16 protein-coding genes are annotated in these 15,436 nt (G+C 69.9%); 6 read left to right on the top strand and 10 right to left on the bottom strand.

Annotated elements, in window-relative coordinates; genetic code table 11:
- Together ABN611_RS11560 and ABN611_RS11555 are read left to right on the top strand one after the other, a co-directional pair.
- Positions 1-1,284: a hypothetical protein gene (locus ABN611_RS11560; protein ID WP_350279829.1), complete on the top strand. Its 1,284-nt coding sequence runs from the start codon at positions 1-3 to the stop codon at positions 1,282-1,284.
- A 17-nt stretch (positions 1,285-1,301) separates the two neighbouring features.
- Positions 1,302-2,072 carry a metallophosphoesterase family protein gene (locus tag ABN611_RS11555; protein WP_350279828.1) on the top strand — a complete coding sequence of 257 codons (771 nt, stop codon included), beginning with the start codon at positions 1,302-1,304 and terminating at the stop codon, positions 2,070-2,072.
- Between the two features lie 72 nt (positions 2,073-2,144).
- Here the strand turns inward: ABN611_RS11555 and ABN611_RS11550 are convergent, their stop codons facing one another.
- Positions 2,145-2,789: a GNAT family N-acetyltransferase gene (locus ABN611_RS11550; protein WP_350279827.1), complete on the bottom strand. Its 645-nt coding sequence runs from the start codon at positions 2,787-2,789 to the stop codon at positions 2,145-2,147.
- A 53-nt stretch (positions 2,790-2,842) separates the two neighbouring features.
- Here ABN611_RS11550 and ABN611_RS11545 point away from each other — a divergent pair, with 53 nt between their 5' ends.
- Positions 2,843-3,769, top strand: a complete 927-nt coding sequence (locus ABN611_RS11545; protein WP_350279826.1) for a hydroxymethylglutaryl-CoA lyase — start codon at positions 2,843-2,845, stop codon at positions 3,767-3,769.
- A 5-nt stretch (positions 3,770-3,774) separates the two neighbouring features.
- Here the strand turns inward: ABN611_RS11545 and ABN611_RS11540 are convergent, their stop codons facing one another.
- Both ABN611_RS11540 and ABN611_RS11535 read right to left on the bottom strand, forming a co-directional pair.
- On the bottom strand, positions 3,775-4,161 hold the full coding sequence (locus tag ABN611_RS11540) for a VOC family protein (protein WP_350279825.1): 387 nt from the start codon (positions 4,159-4,161) through the stop codon (positions 3,775-3,777).
- Positions 4,158-4,853, bottom strand: coding sequence for an EcsC family protein (locus ABN611_RS11535; protein WP_350279824.1), 696 nt, complete (start codon positions 4,851-4,853; stop codon positions 4,158-4,160). The genes ABN611_RS11540 and ABN611_RS11535 overlap by 4 nt, the downstream gene beginning before the upstream one ends.
- 139 nt (positions 4,854-4,992) lie before the next feature.
- Between ABN611_RS11535 and aat the strand changes: the two genes are divergently transcribed.
- The gene (gene aat, locus ABN611_RS11530) at positions 4,993-5,658 is read left to right on the top strand and encodes a leucyl/phenylalanyl-tRNA--protein transferase (RefSeq protein ID WP_350279823.1); all 666 of its coding nucleotides are present in this window, start codon (positions 4,993-4,995) and stop codon (positions 5,656-5,658) included.
- Here the strand turns inward: aat and ABN611_RS11525 are convergent.
- Entirely contained in the window at positions 5,651-6,337 is a 687-nt protein-coding gene (locus ABN611_RS11525; RefSeq protein WP_350279822.1) for a TetR/AcrR family transcriptional regulator, read from the bottom strand. The two genes, aat and ABN611_RS11525, sit on opposite strands and share 8 nt — an antisense overlap.
- A gap of 112 nt (positions 6,338-6,449) precedes the next feature.
- Between ABN611_RS11525 and ABN611_RS11520 the strand changes: the two genes are divergently transcribed.
- Positions 6,450-6,917: a nitroreductase family deazaflavin-dependent oxidoreductase gene (locus ABN611_RS11520; protein WP_350279821.1), complete on the top strand. Its 468-nt coding sequence runs from the start codon at positions 6,450-6,452 to the stop codon at positions 6,915-6,917.
- Here ABN611_RS11520 and ABN611_RS11515 read toward each other — a convergent pair.
- From ABN611_RS11515 to ABN611_RS11505, 3 genes are read right to left on the bottom strand one after another with little or no spacing between them, the layout of a single operon-like run.
- Entirely contained in the window at positions 6,914-8,701 is a 1,788-nt protein-coding gene (locus ABN611_RS11515) for an ABC transporter ATP-binding protein (RefSeq protein ID WP_350279820.1), read from the bottom strand. The genes ABN611_RS11520 and ABN611_RS11515 overlap by 4 nt on opposite strands.
- Positions 8,688-10,487: an ABC transporter ATP-binding protein gene (locus ABN611_RS11510; RefSeq protein ID WP_350279819.1), complete on the bottom strand. Its 1,800-nt coding sequence runs from the start codon at positions 10,485-10,487 to the stop codon at positions 8,688-8,690. Before ABN611_RS11510 ends, ABN611_RS11515 begins: the two co-directional genes overlap by 14 nt.
- Before the next feature lie 50 nt (positions 10,488-10,537).
- The gene (locus tag ABN611_RS11505; RefSeq protein ID WP_350279818.1) at positions 10,538-11,608 is read right to left on the bottom strand and encodes a PDDEXK nuclease domain-containing protein; all 1,071 of its coding nucleotides are present in this window, start codon (positions 11,606-11,608) and stop codon (positions 10,538-10,540) included.
- A 155-nt stretch (positions 11,609-11,763) separates the two neighbouring features.
- Here ABN611_RS11505 and ABN611_RS11500 point away from each other — a divergent pair, with 155 nt between their 5' ends.
- The gene (locus ABN611_RS11500; RefSeq protein WP_350279817.1) at positions 11,764-12,822 is read left to right on the top strand and encodes an adenosine deaminase; all 1,059 of its coding nucleotides are present in this window, start codon (positions 11,764-11,766) and stop codon (positions 12,820-12,822) included.
- Here ABN611_RS11500 and ABN611_RS11495 read toward each other — a convergent pair.
- The 3 genes from ABN611_RS11495 to ABN611_RS11485 all read right to left on the bottom strand — a co-directional run bounded on the left by ABN611_RS11495 (position 12,814) and on the right by ABN611_RS11485 (position 15,403).
- On the bottom strand, positions 12,814-13,581 hold the full coding sequence (locus ABN611_RS11495; RefSeq protein ID WP_350279816.1) for an ABC transporter permease: 768 nt from the start codon (positions 13,579-13,581) through the stop codon (positions 12,814-12,816). The two genes, ABN611_RS11500 and ABN611_RS11495, sit on opposite strands and share 9 nt — an antisense overlap.
- Positions 13,578-14,561: an ATP-binding cassette domain-containing protein gene (locus ABN611_RS11490; protein ID WP_350279815.1), complete on the bottom strand. Its 984-nt coding sequence runs from the start codon at positions 14,559-14,561 to the stop codon at positions 13,578-13,580. Before ABN611_RS11490 ends, ABN611_RS11495 begins: the two co-directional genes overlap by 4 nt.
- Before the next feature lie 146 nt (positions 14,562-14,707).
- Positions 14,708-15,403 carry a PadR family transcriptional regulator gene (locus ABN611_RS11485; RefSeq protein WP_350279814.1) on the bottom strand — a complete coding sequence of 232 codons (696 nt, stop codon included), beginning with the start codon at positions 15,401-15,403 and terminating at the stop codon, positions 14,708-14,710.
- Between the last annotated feature and the right edge of the window lie 33 nt (positions 15,404-15,436).

Here is a 15,436-nt window from a genome sequence, read left to right as displayed (position 1 = left end):
ATGGAAGTCGGGTGCCACATCAAGGACGGCTTGCAGTCGATGGCGACCAGTGCGATCGACCAGTTGCGGGAGGAGTCGACCAGGGCCGCACTGCAAACCCTGGACTCGGCGACGTTCTGGCTCCGGCCCAAGGTCACGCCGACGCTGGCCCAGCAGAACGGCGACACGTTTACCAACAGCGCCACAGTCGACTTCCTGCAGCACAGCCTGCTGGGTGTCACGGCGGCGGTGTTCACGGTAGCCATCCTGATCGCGGGTATGCGGATCGCGTGGGAGCAGCGCGCGAAGCCGCTGCAGGAGCTGCTCAAGGCGATCCTGACCTTCGTGGTCGTCGCCGGAGCCGGGACCGCGACACTGCACCTGCTGACCGCGTGGGCGGACGACTTCTCGGTCCGCATCGTGAATTCGGCGGCCCAGGAGATCTCCGTGGCGTCGGCGTTCGGAGGCGGTACGACGGAGGAGCTCGTCGCGGCGTCCCTGCCGGCGTTGCTGGCGATCTCGATCAACGGCGCGGTGATCGTCGCCGGGCTGATCCAGATGGTCCTGATGCTCGTGCGCTCGGCGCTGCTGGTCCTGCTGGCCGGGGCGTTCCCGCTGGCCGCCGCCGCGACCAACACCGAGATGGGCCGCGCCTGGTTCCGGAAGTTCTGCGGCTGGTCGCTGGCGTTCATCGCCTACAAGCCGGCGGCCGCGCTCGTCTACGCGGCGGCGCTGCGGGCCACGAAGGACGGCACCCTGGGCGGCGGTGACGCGGTGGTGAGCGCGATGACCGGGATGATGATGCTCCTGCTCGCGATCTTCGCGTTGCCGGCGCTGCTGCGGTTCATGGTTCCGGTCACCGCGGCTGTGGCCGGCGGCGCCTCCGGCATGGGCAGTTCGGTCGCCGACCCGGGCGGTCTTGCGACCGGCGCGGTCAACGTCGGCAGCTCCGGCGCGGGCCGGGGCAGCAGTTCGGTCAGCAGTACCGGAGGCTCCGCCGGCGGCGGTGCCGGCGCGACCGGTGGCGCCGGCGCCACCGGCGCGATCGGTGCGGTCGGGGCGAAGATCGCCGGGCCGGCCGGCGTCGGCCTCGCCGCCGCCCGGAAGACGGCGGGCGGCATCGCCGGCGCGGCCTCGCACTCGGCCGGTGAATCCGGCGGCGGCTCCATCACCCCGCCCTCCGCCGCCGGCCCGATGGCCGGCCGCTCAGCATCCCGCGCCTCCAGAAGCCGACCGCAGACGACCCCGAACGCCGCCGCCCAGGAGCGCATCCCCGAACCCGCCGGCCCGTCCGGCAACTGGTGAGATGAAAGCATGAGGTCATGGAGCGGATCGCGCTGATCTCTGATGTGCACGGCAACCTGACGGCGTTGGAGGCGGTGCTCGAGGACATCGGTAGGCGCGGGATCTCGCGGATCTTCAATCTCGGCGACTACGTGGGGAAGGGGCCGCGCGGGCAGGCGGTGGTGGATCGGTGCCGGGAGGTCTGTGAGGTGAACATCCTCGGGAACTGGGACGACTTCCTGCCCGATCCCGCCCGGACCGAGGACAGCGAAGGGCTCCGGTGGTGGAAGAACGAGCTGCGCGAGGACCAGTGGGCGTGGTTGCGAGGCCTGCCGTTCTGCCACGACTTCCTGCTGAGCGGCCGGCAGGTGCGGTTGTTCCATGCGTCGGCGCGGAGTGTCCATCACCGGATCCAGTTCGACCACGACGAAGCGCAGTACCGGAGCTTCTTCGAGAACACGCCGGCCACCGGTGACGGGCCGGTGCCGGCGATCGTCGGGTACGCCGACATCCACGACCCGTACTACGAGGAAGACCGCGGGCAGGTGCTGTTCAACACGGGATCGGTCGGCAACAGCCTCGGGGATCCGACGCCGGGGTACGTGATCCTCGAAGGCCTCGTCGGATCACCGGAGCCGGCGCCGTTCTCGATCCAGTTCGTCCGGGTGCCGTACGACGCCGAGGCCGAGCTGGAGGTCGCGCGGGGGCTCGGGATGCCGGAGCTGGACGGGTACGAGGCCGAGATCATCCGCGGGATCTACCGCCGGACGTTCTACGCCGGACGCGCGCCGAGGTATCACCGCGGCTGAGTTTCCCCAGGGTTGTCCACAGGTGTGAATTGTGGGCCGACGGCAACAATGCGCCGGTTGTTCACCTGCCGGCTACTTGACCAGCAGTGCCTCGGAACCGATCGGCTGGTAGCCGGCGGCGAGGAACGCGCGCAGCGACGCCGCGTTGCCCGGCGTGACCTGGGCCCAGATCGACGCACCGGGTGGGATCAGGGCGCGGGCCGCGCGGGCGAGACGGCGGCCTAGGCCTTGGTTACGGGTGTCCGGTGGTACCTCGATCGCGCACTCCAGCCGCTCCGCGAGGCCGCGCCCGGTCAGGACCAGGCCGCCGTGCGGGTCGCCGTACACCCGGACGTCGTCGCGGTAGCGCCACGCGCGCTCGACCCGTGGATGGTCGTGGCCGTGGAGTTCGGTCAGCCCGGTGGTCGCCGTACTGCGTTCGGCGGGGTCGGTGAGGCCGGGTGCGAGGAGCATCGCGTCGATGGCGTTGACGCGGAGGCCGGTGTGCTCTTCCAGGGCGGAGAGGAACGGCGGGTTCGTCGGGGCGGACAGGTCGCCGTCCGGTACCCGCTCCGCGACCCACGCCGGATCCACGTCCGCGGCGATCACGATGTGGCCGGTGAACGAGACCACGCAGCACTCGCGGTCCGACGGCGCCGGGACCAGCGTGAGCCCGAGGTCCGGGGCCGGATACACCCCGCGCTCGGCGGCACGCAGAATGGCAGCAAGAGTTGTCATCACGAGCATTCTCACGGAGAACTCCGGGCCATGCTCGACGAGGAGGCGGCAGGATGCGGAAACCGCAGCTGGTGAAGGCCGACGGGTTGCCCGGGCGGGTCACGATCTACGAGGTCGGGCCGCGTGACGGGTTGCAGAACGAGTCGGCGGTCGTGGACGTCGCGGTCAAGGCCGAGTTCATCCGGCGACTGGTGGCTGCGGGGCTGACGACCGTCGAGACGACGAGTTTCGTGCACCCGAAGTGGGTCCCGCAGCTGGCCGACGCCGCCGAACTCCTCGAGCAGCTGGAGCTGCCGGACGGCGTCCGCGCCCCGGTCCTGGTGCCGAACGAACGCGGCCTCGACCGGGCGCTCGCGGCCGGCGTCCGGGAGATCGCGATCTTCGCCAGCGCGACGGAGACGTTCGCGGCGAAGAACCTGAACTCCACGCTCGACGACCAGTTCGCGATGTTCACGCCGACGATCCAGCGTGCGCTCGCCGAAGGACTGGCGGTGCGCGGGTACGTGTCGATGTGTTACGGCGACCCGTGGGAGGGCGACGTACCGATCGACCAGGTCGTGAAGGTCGGCGCGCGCCTGGTCGAGCTCGGGTGCCACGAGCTGTCCCTCGGCGACACGATCGGCGTCGCCACGCCCGGCCAGATAAGCGCATTGATCACCGCGTTCGACAAGGCCGGAGTGTCTGTGGACAAGCTGGCCGTGCACTTCCACGACACCTACGGACAGGCGCTGGCCAACACCCTCACCGCGCTCCGCGAGGGTGTCACCACGGTCGACAGCTCGGCCGGCGGTCTGGGCGGCTGCCCGTACGCCGAGAGCGCCACCGGCAACCTCGCCACCGAAGACCTGCTCTGGCAGCTCGACGGACTCGGCGTCGAGACCGGCGTCGACCTGGAAGCCCTCGTCAGCACCAGCACCTGGATGGCGGAACAGCTCGGCAAGCCGTCGCCGAGCCGAGTCGTCCAAGCGCTCGCCGGCTGAGACGGCTAGCGCGACTCGGGTGGGCCGGCCGGTGTACGCCAAGTGGTCAGGCAGAACGGATGGCCGGCCGGATCCAGGAACACGCGGAAGATGTCCGGCGCGGGCTGCACCGCCGTCGGCGTGGCGCCCGCGGCCACGACTCGTGCTTGCTCGGCGTCCAGGTCTTCGGCGGAGAAGTCCAGGTGGGCCTGCTGCGGTACGCGCGGATCCGGCCACGTCGGCGCCCGGTAGTTCAGGTCGCGCTGGAAACCGAGGCTGAAGGCTTCGAACCGCAGCTCCACGAACGACTCGGTGACCACGGTCAGCTCACCGCCGGCCACCCGCTGGTAGAACTCGCCGAGCTCCAGCGGATCCGGGCAGTCGAGCGTCGGCCCCCAGAACCGCGCGGTCACTGCTCGATCGGACGGCGGATGCGGCGTACCAGGCTCTCGTCCGCGAACTGGCCGATCCGGTAAGTCGACCAACCGTCGACGCCCGCGCCTACCGCGCCGCCGAGCAGCGGCACGCGCCGGGTGACGGTCAACGCCATCCGCTTGCCGCTGATCCGGCCGATCAGCTCCGCGACCACCTCGCCCGACACCTGCCGGTCGAGCTCCGGGTCGAACACCGGCGCGGTCGCGATCGCCAGCGGCGACGAGACCAGGCTCGACTTCTTCAGCCGGTCCCGGACCCCTTCCTCGCCGAGCAGGCAGGTGATGACCGCCGTCCGGACCCGGGGATCGTCCAGGTCGTAGCCGCGCAGGTGCGCGATCGCCGCCACCATCCGGCACTGCACGACCGCGAGACCGGTCAGGTTGGCGGGCAGCGCGACCGGCAGCGTGACGAGGCCGCCGATGCTCGTGACGAATCCCTGCACCCCGGCCAGCCGGATGTGCTGGTCGATGACCGCCTCGATGGCGTCCGCGACGTCCCCGCCGCAGCGCTCGAGCTTGGTCTCGGCGATCCGCTCGGCGCCCGGGAACCGCTGGTACCCGTCGATCGCGATCTCGAGGATCTGGCGCAACACACCGCCCGCTGCCGTCGGTGCGAACCGCTGGGCGGCGGGCGCGAGACTGCTGGCGACGAACCTGGCTACTCCGGCCACGGTGCTCCTTCCCGCCCGGCCGCACGCGTCAGAACCCGGACGTGCTTCAAGGGTACGTGGCCCCGGGCCGCGCGCCACTCGGGAGAAACCCTTGGTGTCCCCCAGGTCGGGATGGTCCAGCATGGGCCAGGATGGTCCCGTGCCTGTCGAACCTGCTCCGTCACCGTGGGAATTCCCGCCGGTCAGCGTTGCCGGAGCAAGCGATGTCGTCGCGGGTGGTGCGGACCTCGAGCCGGGGACGGTGCTGGCGGCGTACCGGCGCGGGCTGTTCCCGATGCCCGACCATCGCGGCTCGGTGCTGTGGTGGTCGCCGGTCGACCGCGGCGTGATCGAGGTCGCGGGCTACCACCCGTCGCGGTCGCTGCGCCGCGCGCGGCAGAAGTTCGAGATCCGGGTGAACACGGCGTTCGACCAGGTGATCCGCGCGTGCGCCGACCCGCGCCGCCCGGGCGCGTGGATCGACCGCGACGTCATCGCGTCGTACACCGAACTGCACCGGCTCGGCTGGGTGCACTCAGTCGAGGCCTGGGACGGCGACGAGCTGGCCGGCGGGCTGTACGGCGTGGCGATCGGCGGCCTGTTCGCGGGCGAGTCGATGTTCCACCACCGGACCGACGGCTCGAAGGCGGCCGTCGCCGGCACCATCGAGCTGCTGAACGACGAGTACGCCGCCGACCGGGTCTTCGACATCCAGTGGGTCACCGACCACCTCGCCACGCTCGGCGCGGTGTCGATCCCGCGGGAGACCTACGTACGGCGGGTCGCGCGTGCCCTCGACGTACCGCTGCCGAAGGCCTTCAGCTGAGCCCGACGAACGCCGCCATCTGCCGCGAAGCCGACGCGAAGAACTCGTCCGCCGGATCCATCGACCCGACCAGCTGACCGAACAGCTCGAAGCTGATCATCCCGAACAGCTGCGTCCACACGATGATCATCCGCACCAGGACCGCGGGCGGCACGTCCGGAGCGAGCGCGACCAGCACCTCGGTCTGCTGAGCGAGCAGCCCCGACGGCTCCGGCGCGTCGGCAGGCGTCACCAGTCGCCCCGACGCCTGCGCGCGCTGCAGCAGCCCGAGCAGCAGCACCGGCACCCGGATCGCCGGCTCCACCGTCGTCTGCGGCGCCTTGTACCCGCTGATCGGCGATCCGTAGATCAGCGCGTACTCCTGCGGATTGGCCCGCGCCCAGTCCCGTACGGCGGCATAGATCGCGATCCACTCGTCGACCGGATCGGCGCCCGTGGCCGCGGCCTCCGCCGCCGCGCCCATCGCGTCGTACGCGTCGATGATCAGCGCGGTCAGCAGTTCGTCGCGGCTCGCGAAGTACCGGTAGAGCGCCGAGGACACCATGCCCAGCTCGCGCGAGATCGCCCGCAGCGACAACGCCTCCGCGCCGACGGTCGCCAACTGCTGCCGGGCAGCCGTCTTGATCTCCTCGGTCAGCTCGGCCCGGGCACGTTCACGGGCGGTACGTCCGGCGTTCATGGAGCCAGTGTGCCACAGAACCGAGAGCAGTGCTCTTGACAGTGAGCGGCGATCCGGTGTTCACTGATCACAACAGAGAGCACCGCTCTCGCCAAGCCTGAAGGAACCCGCCATGACCGAGTACAAGCAGACCTACGACAGCAAGCGCGTGATCACCGCCAACGAGGGCAGCATGCGCGTCTTCAACCAGATCGTCGCGCGGCTGACGAAGCTGGGGCTGAGCCTGATGGGCAGCCGGGTGCTCTCGGTGCAGGGCCGCAAGTCCGGCGAGTGGCGCAGCACGCCGGTCAACCTGCTGGTGATCGACGGCCAGCGCTACCTGGTCGCGCCGCGCGGCCACACCCAGTGGGTGAAGAACCTGCGGGCCAGCGGCACCGGCCGGCTGCAGCTCGGCAGCACGGTGGAGACGTTCCACGCCGAGGAGTTGGCCGACGCCGACAAGATCCCCGCGTTGCGGCTGTACCTGAAGAAGTGGGCGTGGGAGGTCGGCGCGTTCTTCAGCGGTGACGTCACCAAGAACTCCCCCGACGAGGTCCTGCGCCACATCGCTCCCGGCGTGCCGGTCTTCAAGATCAGCTAGTGATAGGCGGCCGCCTGGATCCGGTACAGCTCGGCGTAGTGGCCGTTGCGGGCCATCAGGTCCTCGTGCGTCCCGGTCTCGACGACCCGGGAGCCGTCCAGTACGACGATCAGGTCGGCCATCCGCACCGTCGAGAAGCGATGCGAGACCAGCACGGTGATCCGCCCGTCGGTACTCTCCCGCGCAGCCGCGGCGTACCGCTCGAACAGTGCGTGCTCGGTCTCCGCGTCCAGCGCCGCGGTCGGCTCGTCGAGGACCAGCAGCAGCGGCCGGTCCCGCATGAACCCGCGGGCCAGCGCGAGCTTCTGCCACTGCCCGAAGCTGATCTCCGCCCCGTCCGGCCAGGTTGCCCCGAGCTGCGTGTCCAGCCCCGACTCCAGCCGCTCCAGCACGTCCTCGGCCCCGGCCCGACCGACAGCAGTGGTGACCGCGGGTACGTCGTCCAGCCGCGGCAGGTCCCCTAGTCCGACGCTGTGCGCCGCGCGGAACTCGAACCGGAAGAAGTCCTGGAACGCGCCCGCGATCTTCGCCCGCCACGCCCCGGCCGGGATCCGGTCCAACGGCCTGTCGTCCAGCAGCACCCGGCCACTCGTCGGCTCGTACAGCTTGCAGATCAGCTTCACCAGGGTGGACTTGCCCGCACCGTTCTCGCCGACGACGGCGACCACCTTGCCGGCGGGCAGGACCAGGTCGACGTCCTCCAGGGCGGGCCGCGACGCACCGGCGTACGCGAACGACACGTGCTCCAGCCGGATGCCGTCGACGAGCCGCTCGGGCGCCGGCAGGTCCGCGGTCTTGTCGAACGCGGCCGCGTAGTTCTCCAGCCACACCAGCCGTCGCGACCCGTCCAGCCAGATCCCGCGCAGGAACCCGATCTCGCCGACCGTCGCGCCGATGTACGCCGACAACCGGGCACCGGCCGCGAGGATCAGCAACACGTCCCCGACCGACCCGTCCAGGCCCGACGCGACGAACAGGACCGCGCCGACGTACGCCGCACCGAACACCGCCCAGGCGACGCCGTGCCACGCGGCGCTCGCCCAGCGCGCCGAGGCGATCGGTCCGTACCACTGCTCCCACTCGCGGCGGCGACCCGTGACGAGCTCGGGCCCGATGCCGACCACCCGGATCTCCTTGCCGGGTGCGGGTGTCGTCGCGGTCTTGAACAAGTGCTCGGCGAGCCGGCTGTGGGCGGCGTACCGCTCCTCCACCTCGCGCTCGACGCCCGGTCGCCAGCTCGAGCTGACGACGGTCGGCAGTGCGAAGACCAGCAGGAGTACGAGCGCGGGATGGATCGACATCAGCAGCGCTACCGTCACCGCGAGCCGCAGGATCCAGCCGCAGGTGGAGAACAGCGACATGTACATGTGGTCGAGCACGAACACCTGCTTGCGCAGCACCGACAGGCGGTCCAGGTAGTCGCGCCGCTCGTGGTGCTCGATGGTCGCGACCGACGCCTGCAACTGGGCGACGTGTGCCTCGAGCATGATCGTCACGCGGTCCCGGAACCGCCGCGAGATCCGCGTCGACAACGTCCGCAGGAACCAGGTCGCCGTCACGGACACCGCCAGCCCGCCGGCGGCCAGCAGCGCCGCTCGACGGTCGCCGTCCAGTACGCCGTCCGCGAGGAGCTTGAGCCACAACGCGAGCAACGCGTCCGGTACGGCGGCCAGCAACGTCATCGCGAACGCGGCGACCAGCAGCCACGGCTCGTGCTGGTAACCGAGCTTGCAGAGCCGCCACATCGCCGGGATCGCCCGGGGCAGGTCGTCAGAGCGTGTCATAGCTGAGCCCCTCCTCGTCGACCTCCGCGGTGAAGCGCTTGGCCTGCAGGTCGAACATCGTCCGGTAGCGCCCGCCGAGCGCCATCAGCTCGTCGTGACTGCCGAGCTCGACGACCCGCCCGTGTTCGAGGACGCAGATCCGGTCGGCGTGCCGGACCGTCGAGAACCGGTGCGAGATCAGGATCGTCGTGACGTCGCGGGTCGCGGTCAGGATCCGGTCGAAGATCGCCGCCTCGCCGCGAACGTCCAGCTGCGCCGTCGGCTCGTCGAGCAGGACGAGCCCCGCCCCCTGCCGTACGGCGCACAGCGCCCGGGCCAGGGCGACCCGCTGCCATTGCCCGCCAGACAGGTCGGTGCCGTCGCCGTACCCGGTCGCGAGGCGGGTGTCGAGCTCGGCCAGGTCCGCGGCGCCGGCGTCCGCGAGCGCGGCCCGGATGTCCGCGTCCGGGGCGCCGGCCGGTGCGACGTTGTCCCTGAGCGGCAGCTCGAGCCTGAGGAAGTCCTGGAAGACAGCGGCGACCCTGGTCCGCCAGGCGTCGACGTCGAGGTCCCGGAGGTCGGTGCCGTCGATCCGGATCGTCCCGGCGTCGGCGTCGTACAACCGGCAGAGCAGCTTCGCGAGCGTGGTCTTGCCCGCGCCGTTCTGCCCGACGACGGCCAGCGACGACCCGGCCGGAATCGTCAGGTCGAGCCCGTCGAAGACCGGCCAGTCAGCCTGTGGATAACTGAAACGCAGTCCGCGGATCTCGACCTGCACCGCCCCCTGTGCCGTCGGCTTGGCGGATCCGGACGTGAGCGCACCGGCAGGCGCCATCGCGGGCTCCAGCCGGCGTACGGCGGCCACCGGCGCGGCGGCTCCGTCGAGGGCCCAGTTCAGCCCGCCGAAGGCGATCATCCCGACGCCGATCGCGACCTGCGCGAAGACGACCAGCCGGTCGAGCGGCAGCCGCCCGTCGATCGCCGCGGCACCGAGCGCCCAGAACACCAGACCGTTGGCCACCGCAATGATCAACAGGCTCCAGATCATCGGGCGCTCCCGCAACCGCGTCGCGGCGTACTGCAACTCGAAGAGCCGGCGCCGGCGCTCGGTGAACCGCCGTACCGTCCAGTCGGCGAGGCCGAACAGCCGCAGCTCCTTCGCGGCTTCCGGCTCGACGGCCAGCTCGTAGGCGTAGTTCGCGTGCCGCTGCGCTGCGCGGACTTCGGCGGTGTTGCGGTCCTTCCAGACGCCGCTCTCGCGTAGCAACCAGTGCGTCACGCTCCATGCGGCGACAAGCACCAACGGAGCCCACCAGGTGAAGCCGAACAGCACCACCGCGGAGGCGATCCCGCCGACCAGCTCGACCAGACTGCCCGCGACGAAGTCGACGTTCAGGTACATCGGCGGCCCGGTCTGCCCGCGGTCGAACTCCCGCGCGACGGTCAGGTCCTCACTCAGCTCCGGATCCTCCAGATGACCGATCCCCGGAGGCCCGACACAGGCCTTCGCGAGCGCATCGTTCAGGTACGCCGACACGCGACTGCCGAGGTTGGCGCTGACGGCCTGATGCAGCGGCGTCAGCACCTGCAACAGCACGAACGTAGTACCCATCAACCCCAACGGCGCCGCCAGCCCGGCCCCGCGCTGCACCGCCCCGACCAGCCACCCCATAGCAATCGCGAACACCGCCGGCAGCACGCCCCGCGCCACCAGCAACACCCACCACCCCACCGCCAGCCCACGATCCGCCCGCGGCAACGCAGCAAAGAACTGCCACTCCGCCCGCCCACGCAGCCGCCTCACCATCCCCTCACGATGACACCCCCCACCGACACAAGTCTTGAACGTTTGCCGGATCAGTCCGCAGTGGGTGTGGAGCCGAGTTCGGCCTCCAGTTCGGCGACGCTCGGCAGTGCGGACCGGAACTCCTCGGGGAGCGAATTGTTGATCGCGTTCGTCCACTGGGCGACGCCGATCGGGGCCTTGAATCCCTTCAGCGCGTACTCCGCGACGACTTGGTTCTTGTTCCGGCAGAGCAGCAGACCGATCGTCGGTTTGTCACCGTCCTTGGCGAGCACGTCGTCCACCACCGCCATGTACAGCCCGAGCTGGCCCAGGAACGCCGCGTTGAACTTCACCGCCTTCAGTTCGACGACGACGTAGCAGCGCAGCTCGAGGTGGTAGAAGAGCAGGTCACAGAAGAACTCCTCGCCGTCCAGTTCGAGCCGCACCTGCTGACCGACGAACGCGAACCCTTGCCCGAGTTCGAGCAGGAACTTCCCGACATGCTCGACCAGTTGCTGCTCCAGCTCACGCTCCCGCCAGCCGTCGGTCTGACCGAGGAAGTCGAACAGATACGGATCCCGGGTCGCCTGCTGAGCCAGATCGGACTCCTCCGGCGGCATCGCCGTGGCGAAGTTGGTCACCGCCTTCCCGACCCGATCGTGGAACCGCCCGTCGATGTGCAGCGCGAGCACGTCGCGACTCCATCCCTGTTCGACGGCAGCGGCGGCGTACCACAGCCGGAGCTCGGCGTTGTCGAGCTTGTCCAGCAATGCCACGTGATGGCGCCAGGGCAATTGTGCAACGGTGCGTTGCACAAATGCCGGGTCCGGCCACGCCGCGGCGAAAGCTCGCATGTACTTCAGGTTCCGGGGTGAGTATCCGGTCGCTCCTGGGAAGCGGGACTTGAGGTCGGTGGACAGCCGGTCGATGACTTTGCTGCCCCAGCCTTCCTCGTGCTGGCGTTTCAGGATCTCCTGCCCGATCGACCAGTAGCTCTTGAGCATTTCCTGGTTGGCGGCGGTGACGGCTCGCCGGTGGCCTGTGGCGATGTGGGTGGAGACACGGTCGAGGAGGTCTGGGTACCAGTCGGGAAGCGAGGATCGGGCCGGGGCGCTCTCGAAGCGCGGGGTCTTGTCGTTCATGGGAAGAGGCTTTCGCGGGAGGTGCGCGCGACACGAAGGCCTTTGCGGGGCATCGCGGGGCAGATGCCGGCGTTTCGGACGCAGATCCGGGGATGGGGCGGGGCAGGCTGGGGCAGATCGGGGCAGATCGTCGGAGTGCCTGCGAAGATGGCCGCATGATCACGCCTGAGTTGTTGGTTGCGGCGCCGAAGGTGCTTTTGCATGATCACCTGGATGGTGGGTTGCGGCCGGAGACGGTGCTCGAGTTGGCGTTGGAGATCGGGCATCCGTTGCCGCGGACGGATGCGGCCGAGTTGGGGGCGTGGTTCGTGGAGTCGGCGGACTCCGGGTCGTTGGAGCGGTATCTGGAGACGTTCGACCACACCGTCGCGGTGATGCAGACCGCCGAGGCGATCAAGCGGGTGGCCAGTGAGTGCGTGCAGGATCTCGCGGCGGACGGGGTGGTGTACGCCGAGATCCGCTACGCGCCCGAGCAGCACCTGAACCGGGGGTTGTCGCTCGAGCAGGTCGTGGACGCCGTCCGCGAAGGGTTCGAGCACGGGATGGCGACAGCCCAGAAGCCGATCGTGGCGCGGCAGTTGCTGACCGCGATGCGGCACAAGGCGCGGTCGATGGAGATCGCCGAGCTGGCGGTCGCCTACCGCGACGCCGGCGTGGTCGGGTTCGACATCGCCGGCGCCGAGGCGGGCTTCCCGCCGACCCGGCACCTGGACGCGTTCGAGTACCTGCAGCGCGAGAACGCGCACTTCACCATCCACGCCGGCGAGGCGTTCGGCCTGCCGTCGATCTGGCAGGCGATCCAGTGGTGCGGCGCGGACCGCCTCGGGCACGGCGTCCGGATCATCGACGACATCAGCCGCGTCGGCGACAAGGTCGAGCTCGGGCGGCTGGCGGCGTACGTCCGGGACCGCCGGATCCCGCTGGAGATGTGCCCGAGCTCGAACCTGCAGACCGGCGCGGCCGAGTCGATCGCCGACCACCCGATCGGCCTGCTCGCCGAGCTCCGCTTCCGGGTCACGGTCAACACCGACAACCGGCTGATGAGCGGTACGTCGATGAGTCGCGAGCTCGCCCTGCTGGCCGAGGCGTTCGGCTACGGCCTGCACGACTTCCGCTGGTTCGCGATCAACGCGATGAAGTCCGCCTTCATCCCGTTCGACGAACGACTCGCGTTGATCGACGACGTCATCAAGCCCTGGTACGCCTCACACTGACCGCTGGTACGTCCGGAACGCGCGCGTCGACAGCCAGCCGACGATCAGCGTGAAGGCCAGCAGATAGCCGCAGTGCCGCCAGACCGACGACCAGTCCGGCGAGGCGGCCAGCGCCTGGCGGGCGGCGATCGTGGCCCAGTCGACCGGGTTGAAGCGGGCCGCGACGTTCACCCAGTGCGGGGCCACCGTCGGGTCGATCATGATCGACGACATGAACGTCAACGGCAGCGAGACGAACTGCGAGATGCCGATCAGCGCCTCCTGCTGCCGGGTGAGCAGCGCGACCGCGTTCGACAGCGAGCCGAACGCCAGGCCGACCAGCACCGACGCGACGACCGTGACCGCGTAGCCGGCGATCCCGCCGTCGTACCGCGCGCCGGCCGCGATCCCGATCGCGAACACCAGGACGGTCTGGATCAACGTGGTCGACGCGTTGCTGAGCAGCTGCCCCGCCATCAACCCGCCGCGGCTGACCGGCGACGCGAGCATCCGGTCCATCACGCCGCGCTCCATGTCCTGGACGAACGACGTACCGCTCCAGCCGCTCGTCATCAGCGCCGTCATCATCACGATCCCCGGCGTCAGGAACGCGATGTACGACGAGTCGCCGAACCCCGGGATCCGTACGACGCCCTGGAACAGCTGCCCGAACAACAGCAACCAGATCGCGGGCTGCACCAACGTGAACGCGATCAGCGCCGGCTGCCGGTACGACGCCCGCGTCCACCGGCCGAGGATGAGTCCCGTGTGCGCGATCATGCCGCCGCCTCCTCTGCCACCCGGAACGACCGGCCGGTGTGCTGCAGGTACACGTCGTCCAGCGACGGCCGCGACACCGTCACCGCGACGACCGGGATCGCCTTGTCCTCGAGAACGCCGAGAACAGCCGGTACTGCGGTCGCACCCCGGTCGACGCGGGCGCGCAGAGTGTTGCCTTCGACAACGATCTCGCCGATACCGGACAGCTTCCGGAGCAGCTCGCGGACCGACCCGTCGGTATCCGGATCGACCAGCTCCACCTGCACCGAGTCGCCCCGCAGCTCGGCTTTCAACGCCTCCGGGGTGCCCTCGGCAACGATCCGCCCGTGGTCGACGATCGCGAGCTGCCCCGCCAGCCGGTCCGCCTCCTCCAGGTAGTGCGTGGTGAGCAGCACGGTCAGGCCTTCGCCATCAGACAACCGCAGTACTTCGCTCCACAGATCGGCGCGCGCCTCCGGGTCGAGGCCGGTGGTCGGCTCGTCCAGGAACAGCACCTTCGGCCGGTGCACCAGTCCGAGCGCGACGTCGAGCTTGCGCTGCATGCCGCCGGAGTACGTCCGCACCGGGCGGTCGCCGTGCTCGGCGAGGCCGAAACGGCCCAGCAGTTCCTTCGCGCGGTGGACCGCGTCCTGCCGCGACAGGCCGAAGATCCGGCCGCTGAGCACGAGGTTCTCCAGGCCGGTGGCCATCGGGTCCGAGCTGGACTTCTGCGGGACGTAGCCGATTGCGTGCCGGACCTGGTCCTGTTCACGCGTGACGTCGTACCCGGCGACCCGCGCGCTGCCCGAGTCGGCCCGGGACAGCGTCGTGAGGATCTTGACGGTGGTGGACTTGCCGGCGCCGTTCGGCCCGAGCAGGCCGAGCACGACGCCTTCCGGCACGCTGACGGTGAGACCGTCGAGGGCGCGCAGTGGTGGTTTCTTCCGGCCGGCCGGGTACGTCTTGACCAGGTCGACCGCTTCGACGGCATGCGTAGCCATCAGATGACTCCCTTGTGTGGACGGGAGCCGGTCGTCGCCTGGCTATCCTGATGGTTGCGCCTTGGGTGCCAGGTCTTCGGACCGACTCGAGGAACCGCGGCCCTCGACCCTGGTGTTGCCGCACCGTTGGGTCGGGGGCCGTCTCTTTATTGCGCTTCCGGCGGGATCGCCCGCATCCAGGCGAACTCCTGCCCGAAGTACTTCACCGGATCCCGCAACTGCTCGGTCGGGCTGATGCCCTCCTCCAGGTAGAGCTTCCAGGCCTGCCGCCAGAACGCGCTGCCGCCGAGGGTGTCGGTGCGGATCTGCTCGGCGAGTCCATGGACGTACGCCGACTCCGCCTGGAGCAGCGCCAACCGGAACTCGGACTCGATCCAGAACAGCTGCGGGAACTCGATCGCGGCCATCCGCTCGTGCACCGCGTGCAGCTCCGCGATTTCCGCGTCGACCGCCGCGAGCCGCTGCTCGAGCAGCTCGACGGCCCGGTCCGGCGGCAGCCCGGGCAGATACGCGAGGCCGGCCTCCAACGGGTGGAACTCCCGCGACGGCGTACCGATCAGCTCGGACAGCCAGTCGGTGAACTCGTCGCGGCCGGCCTCGGTGATCCGGTACACGGTCCGCTCCGGCCGGTTGCCCTCGCGGACCGTTTCCTGCGCCTCGATGAAGCCGTGCTTCTCCAGGCTGGAGACGACCGAGTAGAGCGACCCGTAGTTCACCTTGATGCTCTGGTCCTTGCCGCGGGCGCGAAGCATCGTCGAGATCTCGTACGGATGCATCGGCCGCTCGCCGAGACTCCCGAGCACGGCGAACGCCAGCGGGTTCCCGACTTTGCGCCTGGCCACGGGACCTCCTCGATCTCGATTACTCGAAATCGA

The sequence above is a fragment of the Kribbella sp. HUAS MG21 genome (assembly GCF_040254265.1).
Classification (GTDB): Bacteria; Actinomycetota; Actinomycetes; order Propionibacteriales; family Kribbellaceae; genus Kribbella.
This window is presented reverse-complemented; position numbering and strand designations above follow the sequence as displayed.

Bases quoted from the DNA above. Each gene is read 5' to 3' on its own strand.
- ABN611_RS11495 (WP_350279816.1), bottom strand. From the start codon at position 13,581: ATGATCGCGCACACGGGACTCATCCTCGGCCGGTGGACGCGGGCGTCG.
- ABN611_RS11550 (WP_350279827.1), bottom strand. From the start codon at position 2,789: ATGACAACTCTTGCTGCCATTCTGCGTGCCGCCGAGCGCGGGGTGTAT.
- ABN611_RS11545 (WP_350279826.1), top strand. From the start codon at position 2,843: ATGCGGAAACCGCAGCTGGTGAAGGCCGACGGGTTGCCCGGGCGGGTC.
- ABN611_RS11560 (WP_350279829.1), top strand. From the start codon at position 1: ATGGAAGTCGGGTGCCACATCAAGGACGGCTTGCAGTCGATGGCGACC.
- ABN611_RS11510 (WP_350279819.1), bottom strand. From the start codon at position 10,487: ATGGTGAGGCGGCTGCGTGGGCGGGCGGAGTGGCAGTTCTTTGCTGCG.
- ABN611_RS11520 (WP_350279821.1), top strand. From the start codon at position 6,450: ATGACCGAGTACAAGCAGACCTACGACAGCAAGCGCGTGATCACCGCC.
- ABN611_RS11490 (WP_350279815.1), bottom strand. From the start codon at position 14,561: ATGGCTACGCATGCCGTCGAAGCGGTCGACCTGGTCAAGACGTACCCG.
- ABN611_RS11500 (WP_350279817.1), top strand. From the start codon at position 11,764: ATGATCACGCCTGAGTTGTTGGTTGCGGCGCCGAAGGTGCTTTTGCAT.
- ABN611_RS11505 (WP_350279818.1), bottom strand. From the start codon at position 11,608: ATGAACGACAAGACCCCGCGCTTCGAGAGCGCCCCGGCCCGATCCTCG.
- ABN611_RS11555 (WP_350279828.1), top strand. From the start codon at position 1,302: ATGGAGCGGATCGCGCTGATCTCTGATGTGCACGGCAACCTGACGGCG.
- ABN611_RS11525 (WP_350279822.1), bottom strand. From the start codon at position 6,337: ATGAACGCCGGACGTACCGCCCGTGAACGTGCCCGGGCCGAGCTGACC.
- ABN611_RS11515 (WP_350279820.1), bottom strand. From the start codon at position 8,701: ATGACACGCTCTGACGACCTGCCCCGGGCGATCCCGGCGATGTGGCGG.